This is a genomic window from Neobacillus mesonae, from assembly GCF_023715155.1.
Lineage (GTDB): Bacteria > Bacillota > Bacilli > Bacillales > Cytobacillaceae > Neobacillus > Neobacillus mesonae_A.
Genome location: NZ_JAMBNQ010000049.1, coordinates 22515 through 31778 on the forward strand (window position 1 = coordinate 22515; position 9264 = coordinate 31778).

Below are 9264 nucleotides of genomic sequence, written 5' to 3' on the forward strand. Positions count from 1 at the left end.
CTCCTAAATGACCTTTGAAATAATAGTTTCTTCTCGGACAGCCGGTCTGCCAACGGAAAGATAGGTAAAACCAAGTTCTCTCATTCTTTCTAACTCAAAGAGATTCCGTCCATCCACTATCAGCGGTTTGTTCATTAATTGTTTTACTTTGGCCAAGTCCAATTTTTTTACATCCTGCCAGTCGGTTAGAATCATGCAGGCATCTGAACCCGCAATGGCCTCATAAACATTTTCTGTGTAGGTGCATTGATAACCAATTTGCTTTTTTGTCTCAACGATGGCAATTGGATCATAGGCCTTGACAATGGCTCCCTGCTCGGCTAGGTACGGAATAATATCCAATGCCGGTGAAGACCGGATATCATTGGTATTTGGTTTAAATGCTAACCCTAAAATGCTGATGGTTTTTCCCTTTAACGAACCTAAAGTCTGGAGCAATTTTTCTACCAAGCGGACCCGCTGATGCTCATTGGTTTCAATCACTGCTTTGATTAATTTAAAGTCGTAGCCGCTATCCTCAGCAATATGCATGAGTGCCGCCGTATCTTTCGGAAAACAAGAACCGCCGAAGCCAACCCCTGCCTGCAAAAATTTAGGACCAATCCGGCTGTCCATGCCAACCCCTTTGGATACTTGGGTTACGTCTGCACCTACACGTTCACAAATATTGGCGATATCATTGATGAAGGAAATTTTCGTTGCCAAAAAGGCGTTTGCCGCATATTTAATAATTTCTGCCGTTTCTAATGAAGCTCTGACAATGTTTGAAGTAAACGGCTGATGCAGGTCAGCTATGATTTGAAAAGCCTTTTCGCTTGTAGCGCCAATAACCGCACGCTCCATGTTCATCGTATCCTTAACCGCTGATCCTTCCCGTAAAAACTCAGGGTTGGATACTACATCAAAAGTCTGATGCTCTTCCAAAGATTCGCGGATTATGGAAGCAATGATCCTGCCAGTTCCAACAGGGACCGTGCTTTTCGTCACAATTACTTTATAGCCATTTAAATTTTCACCAATTGTTTTGGCAGCTTGTTTCACATACGTTAAATCGGCTTCCCCTGTTGCGGTCATAGGAGTTCCTACCGCAATATAAATCACATCAGCATCAAGAATGGATTGTTGAATATTAGACGTAAATTGCAGTGTTCCTCTTCGTACATTTTTATGAACAAGCTCTTTTAGACCTGGTTCATAAATTGGAATCATACCTTGTACTAAGCTGTTTATTTTTGCTTGATCGATATCACAGCACATCACCTGGTTTCCTGTATCCGCAAAACAAGTACCTGAAACAAGACCAACGTACCCTGTCCCAATAACCGCAATTTTCCTCATCAAAACCAATCCCTTCTCCATTTATTCTTAAGGCCTATCTCGTTATAAGATTCGATTCTAGTATTCTGTTATACTCAATTTCCAACAATGAGGCATTTCGATGGACATGGTAGTTCGATTGAACACAATCATAAAGTTCCTCCTGTACCATTGCTGTATACAGGTTTCCGTATAGAACATCCTTGATCCGCTGCACTAATTCCGTAACAGATTCCTTCTCAATTAAAAGCTTTCGATACTTTCCAAACAGCTCCGGTACACCCCCGACTGCCGTACAAATCACAGGTACTTTTGCTGCAAGTGCCTCTATGACAACCGTCGGCATTCCTTCTGTATAAGATGGAAGAGCCAATACATCGCTGGCAAACAAGTAATCCTTTACACGCTGATTCTCCACCTGGCCGGTCAAGAAAAGCCTTTGATTTATTTCTGAATGCTGCATTAACATTTCCTTTGCAGGGCCGTCACCTACAAACAAAACAGCAATCTCTTTTGGAAGCTGGTCGAGTGCCTGTGCTAGTTCATAGACACCCTTGGCCTTTGTCAGCCTTCCCACAAAGATAATGATCTTTTTATTTTCTGGGAGCTGCAGCCGGTTTCTCAGCTTGGCCTTTGACTCTGGAGTCTTGCCAAAAGCCGATAAATCCACGCCTATTGGGAGGACTTCACTTTCCCTGCCCGTTAACTCTAATGTCTTCGTTTTTAAGCTTTCCCCCACAGCCAATACACGATTGGCTGTCATGACAGCTCTCTGAAATGCTTTCTTGGCACTTGGACTATAGGAAGGATAAATATTGACATCACTTCCATGTAACGTCAGGACCCACGGAAGGAAGGTTTGTTCTGCTACAATCCGTGCAGCCCCGCCAGACGGCATTGCAAAATGGGCATGAATGAGATTGGGCTCTATCCCATAATCAGACATCGTCTGCAATATGGATGCAGCTATGCGTTTATCCGGCTGTGCCCATCTTAGCTGACCAGGAAGGGCTAAATAAGGCGGCCGAAAAACATTGACACCCCTTCTCATATACTTAAATGGAATTTCTTGACGGCTGCGGTACTGCTTTTTCAAATATCGAAAGAATGCAGGATTGCGCGGTACAGGGCAGATCACTGTGACCTCTATCCCCAGCCTTTTCAATGCTTGCACCTGTGTTTCATGAAAAACACCGGAACCTGGCTCCTTATCACTTGGATATACACTGGTTATCCATAAAACCTTCATAATAGATGCCCTCTTTTTTGTTTTTTGAAAATCCTCCGGAAAATCTGAGGATAGATTTTAATTAAAAGAAGCATATACAGTGCAGCACTGACGCCAACCGAAATGACCAATGTCCAAAAACTTTTCAGCGGAAAATAGATGGCCGAAAACTCTTTGAGTCCATATGCAACGATAGTAATCAGTAAGGATAGCTGAAATGGTACAGAAACAGTCTTTAAATATTGGCGGAAATCCAGCTGAATCAGCCAGTTTAATAACCATCTTCCAATTAAAAAATTCACCACACTTACCACGACATAGGTCCAAGCCACCACTTCCAAATCATTGGTTGTTACAGCAAACAGCAAAGAAATACTATAAAGAATCAAAACACCTGCATCCCAATAAAAAGCAATATTGGCCTTTCCTTTTGCCAAAATAACGGAACCGTTCGGATTCATAAGGACCCTTAGGATGCCTACAACCGCCATAATCTGCAAAATAGGAGCCGCTTCCAGCCACTTTTGGCCAAAAATCGTTAAGATAAATACATTCGATACCGCTGCAACCCCCATTAAAATCGGAAATGAAACGAGACTTAGCAGCTTTGTCATATGTAAGAATCCATCACTCAAAGCTGCTTGACTTTGATTATTTTTTGAAAAGACTGGGAAGGCCACCCTTGTAATGATTGGATTAATTTTTAACACTGGAATCGTCACAATCTGATAAGCAAGATTATAAATACCAAGTGCTTCAGCCCCCATAAACCTGCCAATTAAAATCACATCGATATTTGATCCAATCCTATTCACTAATCGGGATGCTAATTGGTAAGCCCCAAACACCATATATTCTTTGCATTCGCTTAAATCAAAAATGAATTTTGGGTGCCATTTTTTCCGATAATATAGAAAGTAAAAAATACCTTTTAATGAATTCAAAACAACCTGAGAAATGACAAACGCATAAATCGGGCTGATCATAAAGATGAGTATGGCCAAAGTAATAAAGGAGATAACCGCTGCCCCCGCTTCAATCGCACCAAGCAAATTAAACCGTAATTCTTTTTGCAGTAAATATTGGCTTTGCTGTCCAATCGGAGCAATGATAAACATGACAGCCAATATGCGAATAAGTTCAATGAGTTCATCCCGGTGAAAATATGCTGCAAATAGCGGGCTCATGAACATCAAAAACAGAAACAACGCCGCTCCAGCTAGAATGTTCAGCCAAAATAATGTGGATAATATCCTCTCTGAAACGGTCTCCTTTTGTATCACTGCCGAACCCAAGCCGAGGTCCAGCACAATTTGGGCAAACACCACAATGGTGGTCATGATTCCAACAAGTCCAAATTCCGAAACGGTCATTTGGTTACCCAGTAATACAAACTGGATCACTTGGATTGCGGTAATCACCATGGTTGAAATACTCGTCCACTTTACCCCTTTATGTAATTGGCTTCTGATGACTGACATATGCGTTCCGCCCTTATTTACCGTGCTCCTTCTCCTGTTAAAAGCACTTTAATGGTTTTGATCATAATTTTCAGTTCAAGTGAAAAGGTTAGATTTTGAATATATTCCAAGTCATATTGAAGTTTCTCTTTAGGAGAAATATTGTAGCCTCCATTCACTTGAGCAAGACCTGTAAGCCCTGGTTTTACAAGCAGACGATTAGAAAAACCATGAATTTCTTTATTGAATTTCTCAGTAAAAACCGGTCTTTCCGGCCTCGGTCCGACAATAGACATATCTCCTTTTAAAACGGTAAGCAATTGGGGCAGCTCATCGATTCGTGTTTTTCGGATAAATGCTCCAACCTTAGTAACCCTTGGATCATTTTTCTGTGCCCACTTTGCCCCGTCTTTCTCGGCATCCATTCTCATGGATCTTAACTTAATCAGTTTGAAACACTTGCCATTCTTCCCCATCCTCTCTTGGATATAAAATGGGGATCCTGGTGTTTCCAAGACAATGAGGACGGCAAAAAATAGAACAATTGGCAAAGCAAGAATAATGCCGGCTGCAGCCAGCAAAATGTCATAAAATCTTTTTACATAAAGATAGTGCTCCACATCCTTTGATAATTTAAAGGTTGAGGCAGGAACGATTGGATACTCCTGGTAGATATTGTAGCTTCTCTCGGTACTCACAGATTTACCACCTCAAAAGATTGGGATTTGCTAAATCTAAAGGTAAGTATAGATACCAATCATGAAGCTGCTGTTGAGAATTGATAAATATTAAGTAAATAATTTTGAATATTCATTAACTTTTTTAAGGGCTTGTAAAGTTGATGACAAACTGTAGGTAAAAGGAACGATTAAAATAAATAAAACGATAAATGGGGATACTATTGTCATTTGATATGACTGGGAGGAACACACAATGCGGTCCAATGAAAATACCTTATCCATTTTTGCCTTAGGCGGTATTAATGAAATCGGAAAAAACATGTATGTTTATCAATATGGCGAAGATATCGTTATCGTTGATTGCGGCGGTATGTTTCCAGATGAAAGTCTTCTCGGTATTGATTTGATCATCCCAGATATTACGTATTTAGAAGAAAATAGGGAGAAAATAAGAGGTTTGATCATCACCCATGGGCACGAAGATCATATCGGCGGCATTCCTTACTTATTGAAAAAAATCAATGTGCCGATTTATGCGACCCGGTTTACGCTTGGCCTAATCGAATTAAAATTGGACGAGCACCGGCTTAATCGCGACACAAAGATGGTTACGATTGATTCCGATTCGAAACTGGATTTCGGTAAAATGGATGTATCATTTTTCAGGGTCAGTCATAGTATTCCGGACTGTCTTGGGATTGTTTTTCATACACCAGAAGGAAATGTGGTCCATACCGGTGACTTTAAATTTGATTTAACACCGGAGAATAATCAATATTCGGATATTCATAAAATGGCGGCAATCGGCGACAGCGGGGTAATCGCACTGGTATCCGAAAGCACCAATGCTGAAAGAAAAGGGCTCACCCCCTCAGAGCAAATGGTAGGCAAGCATTTAGAAGAAGCATTTTTTCATGCACATGGAAAAATTTTCGTCTCTACTTTTGCTTCAAATGTGAACCGTGTTCAACAGGTAGTCAGCGCTTGTATAGAGACAAACCGAAAGCTGGCATTGCTGGGCCGGAGCATGGTGAATGTAATTTCCATTGCAATTGAACGGGGGTACTTAGATGTTCCAGAAGGGATGTTAATTGAAGCCAGTGAAATCGATAAACTGCCGCCAGAAAAAGTTGCCGTCCTTTGTACCGGAAGTCAGGGAGAACCAATGGCTGCGCTTGGACGTCTTGCGAGCGGAAACTATCGTGACGTGTCAATTTATCCGGAAGATACCGTAATCTTGGCAGCATCCCCTATCCCCGGGAACGAAAAAGATGTTTCAAGGATCATCGATAATTTATTTCAGCTTGGTGCCAGGGTGATTTATGGATCTGGAAGCTCTACCGGCATGCATGTTTCCGGACATGGTTATCAAGAAGACTTAAAACTTATGCTTACCTTAATAAAACCGACCTATTTTATCCCGATTCATGGTGAGTTTCGGATGCTGCACCATCACCGCTTGCTGGCAGAATCAGTCGGTGTCGAAAAAGGAAATACATTTATTATTAAAAATGGGGATGTGGTGGACATTGAAAACGGGACCGCCCGGCAGACCCGTTCCATTCCATCGGGAAATACCTATGTAGACGGGATGGGAATAGGCGATGTTGGCGAAATTGTCCTGCGAGACCGCAGGCAGCTGTCTGAAGATGGAATGATGGTCATCGTGATTACTTTAAGTAAAAACGATCGTAAAATTATTCAAGGACCCGACACCATCACCCGCGGTTTTGTATATGTGAAGAATTCCGAGGATTTGCTAAGAGAGGTTAACCGCCTTGTAAAAAAAACAGTTAATGATATGCAGGAAGAAAATATCCGCCAATGGAACGTCATCAAACAAAATATAAAAAAATCCATCGGCCAATATTTATTTGCCCAAACGAAGAGAAGACCGATGATTTTGCCGATTATCATTGAGATTTAGATGGGCTTCGGATAGCGGACGGATCGGAAGGTAAAAGCGTTTGATGCAAGTAATGTGGCGGAGGGGAATCTGCAGATTATTTTGGGTTATCAGGCTTAGCAGCTCATTTATTGGGGGTGCTTAGATTCCGCGGGTTTTGAGCTACATTCCGCCAGATTTTTACCTTTTTCCGCCGGATTGCTTACTATTTCCGCGGAAATTTTCAATTATTTCGCGGGAAACGACAAACTTCATCCGCAAGTAATACTTAGCTGTGCAAATATTGGGGGCTAGCCTGCAAATAATTTGGCTAATGCGCAAGTAATACGGAGCTTTCCGAAAATACTTTTGCGTTATCCGCATGTATAGGGCACTCATCCGCAAGTAATTTTGCGTTATTGAAGGTAAAACCAGCTGCGCAAGTTGGGGGAGCTTATCCGCAAGTAATGCGCGGATTTCCACAAGTTGAAAGTGCATCATTAAGCAATCAGGCAACATATAAAATCACAGGGTGCCTGATTGCAATTATTGATCTAATGAAATATAACCAATCTTTTCTACGATTTCTTGTCCTTGAGGGCCTTGCATCCATTTAAGAAATGGCTGTATTGTCGGTTTTGGATTATCTTTTAATGTAATAGCATAGAGTGTTGCCGTAAATGGGTAGCTGCCGCTTGCAATATTTTCTGGACTAGGTTCAATCCCATTGATAGCGAGCAGTTTAATATTCGAATTCGGATTCATTCCGGTGGCAAAAAAGCGGAATGAAAAGCCAATGGAATTTTCGTAATTCCGGTAATCTGCCACTTGCTCCATGATACCGCCCATTCCTTCAGGCACATCCTCTTTTAATGGTTCCATAATCGGTGTATCACCCATTATCTTTTCCAAAAGTGTTTGACTTCCAGAGTTTTTTGGACGCTGGAATGCGATAATTTTGTCGTTTCCTCCGCCGAGTTTGGACCAATTTTTGACTTTTCCAGAGTAGATGCCTTGAATCTCGGATACTTGTAAATTATTTACGGTATTTTGTGGATTTACAAAGAACACAAACGCTTCTTTCCCAATTGGGGTCATGACCAGCTCTTTGCCCTCTTTTATTGCCATTGCCTGCTGTTCTTTTGACGGTTCTGCGCCAAAATAAATATCAATTTCGCCTGATAATAAACGTTCATAGGCGTAAATAGTATTAGTAAAAGTAACAACTTCTTTCTTTTCCGTAATGTCTTTGATATTTTCATAGGCAGTATTTGCAAAAGCGGAATAAACCGGATAGGCGGCCTCTGCTCCATCTAAAACAGGCATCTCATCTGGGGTTGCAATAGTGAATGTCGGCTTTTCTTTTAGCTTCGGCAGTTTATTGTCCGGATTGGTAACTTCATAGGGAGTCAGGTCTGTAGATGAATATCCTCCGCCATATTGAAATCCATAAGAGGGTAAAACCGTTTGGCTGCGATGCCATTGAACTGCTGCACCTGTTCCGATGGCTAAAACAAATGCTGTCAAAGCGGTGATAAGCTGTTTCTTTTTTAAAGCAGGGTGTACTCTTTTGATAAAGATGGCTAGGCAGATTCCCGCAGCAAAGGAAAATTCGTAAGCAAGCGGTGCCCAGAGAAACAATCTCGCCTCTCCCATAAACATGGCTAGGAAGTACAACGGTCCCAGTGCGATATGAAAAATACTATAATATAGCCAGGCATCTGCACCATAAAACCCGCCGCTGATCAACATGAAAATTGCCCATAATACAGCTGTATACACCAACGGGAAAAGAAAAACAATGATGCCTTGCTTTGGTGGTTTCCTTAAAACCCATATTCCTGCTAAAAATCCTCCTAAAATTAACGGTGTAAGTGCTGAAATCATTAAATAATCAGGAATAAAATTCATTACAATAAACGCTGCTATCGAAAGAAGAAATGGAACAACACCGAACCATATAAACAATAATTTCAACTTTATAGTCACAACAGGCGCCCTCCAAGAATATGAATTATTTACCATTATATTAATTAGTGTAATTTTACACTTTTTATTAAGCTTTTACAATGATTCACTTTGGGAAAATTTATATTTTTAGGAGCATGTTTTGTGGCGAATTTGAAAATGAAGGACAGTTTGATGAAGAGAATCCGATCAATTTTGTCTTTCATGGAACCAGAACCTATTTTATGGGAGACTATTCCGCCTTCATAACAGTAATTCTGTCCCATAGAACTTTTCTATGGGACTATTCTTGCCTTCCCAACTAGAATTGCGTCTCATGATTTCCCACTCCCCCTGCTTTGGTCTTCTATTAAAGACAGTTTCCTGACCTCCACTGGGCTTTTTGTCTTTAAGAGACCTTTTTAAAGACTGGTTTCTAACTTCCGCAGGTATTTTTGTCTTTCATGCCAAAAATAAATAAACAGGTTTTCCATTTTTTAAGAATTAAATAGGGTATCCGCTAATTTTTCATTTTATCCGCGAATTGGGACTATATATCCGCGATTTTTTTGTTTTATCCGCGAATCTGGGCAATTTATCCGCGACTCTAAAAAGAACCCTCAAAAAATAGAGTAGGCGCATGAAAAAATTTCATGCGCCTCTCACAGATCCGTACGTGCGGGTCATCGCATACGGCTCCTCCATGCTTATCCCCGCTGGGGATGTAGCTCATTGTAAATGTCTAAA

General features: G+C 41.1%; 6 protein-coding genes. 1 reads left to right on the forward strand and 5 read right to left on the reverse strand.

What is annotated here, in order from left to right; translation table 11 throughout:
* Positions 1 to 3: 3 nt before the first annotated feature.
* From tuaD to M3183_RS24120, 4 genes are read right to left on the reverse strand one after another with little or no spacing between them, the layout of a single operon-like run.
* Complete coding sequence (gene tuaD, locus M3183_RS24105; RefSeq protein ID WP_251473882.1) at positions 4 to 1338, reverse strand: UDP-glucose 6-dehydrogenase TuaD; 1335 nt, start codon at positions 1336 to 1338, stop codon at positions 4 to 6.
* A gap of 34 nt (positions 1339 to 1372) precedes the next feature.
* The gene (tuaC, locus tag M3183_RS24110) at positions 1373 to 2566 is read right to left on the reverse strand and encodes a teichuronic acid biosynthesis protein TuaC (protein ID WP_251473836.1); all 1194 of its coding nucleotides are present in this window, start codon (positions 2564 to 2566) and stop codon (positions 1373 to 1375) included.
* The gene (tuaB, locus tag M3183_RS24115) at positions 2563 to 4026 is read right to left on the reverse strand and encodes a teichuronic acid biosynthesis protein TuaB (protein ID WP_251473840.1); all 1464 of its coding nucleotides are present in this window, start codon (positions 4024 to 4026) and stop codon (positions 2563 to 2565) included. Before tuaB ends, tuaC begins: the two co-directional genes overlap by 4 nt.
* A gap of 17 nt (positions 4027 to 4043) precedes the next feature.
* Complete coding sequence (locus M3183_RS24120) at positions 4044 to 4703, reverse strand: sugar transferase (RefSeq protein WP_251473872.1); 660 nt, start codon at positions 4701 to 4703, stop codon at positions 4044 to 4046.
* Between the two features lie 235 nt (positions 4704 to 4938).
* On the opposite strand from M3183_RS24120, the gene M3183_RS24125 reads away from it, so the two are divergent.
* Positions 4939 to 6612, forward strand: coding sequence for a ribonuclease J (locus tag M3183_RS24125; RefSeq protein WP_251473875.1), 1674 nt, complete (start codon positions 4939 to 4941; stop codon positions 6610 to 6612).
* Between the two features lie 504 nt (positions 6613 to 7116).
* Here the strand turns inward: M3183_RS24125 and M3183_RS24130 are convergent.
* Positions 7117 to 8559: a substrate-binding domain-containing protein gene (locus M3183_RS24130; protein WP_251473879.1), complete on the reverse strand. Its 1443-nt coding sequence runs from the start codon at positions 8557 to 8559 to the stop codon at positions 7117 to 7119.
* Positions 8560 to 9264 lie beyond the last annotated feature (705 nt).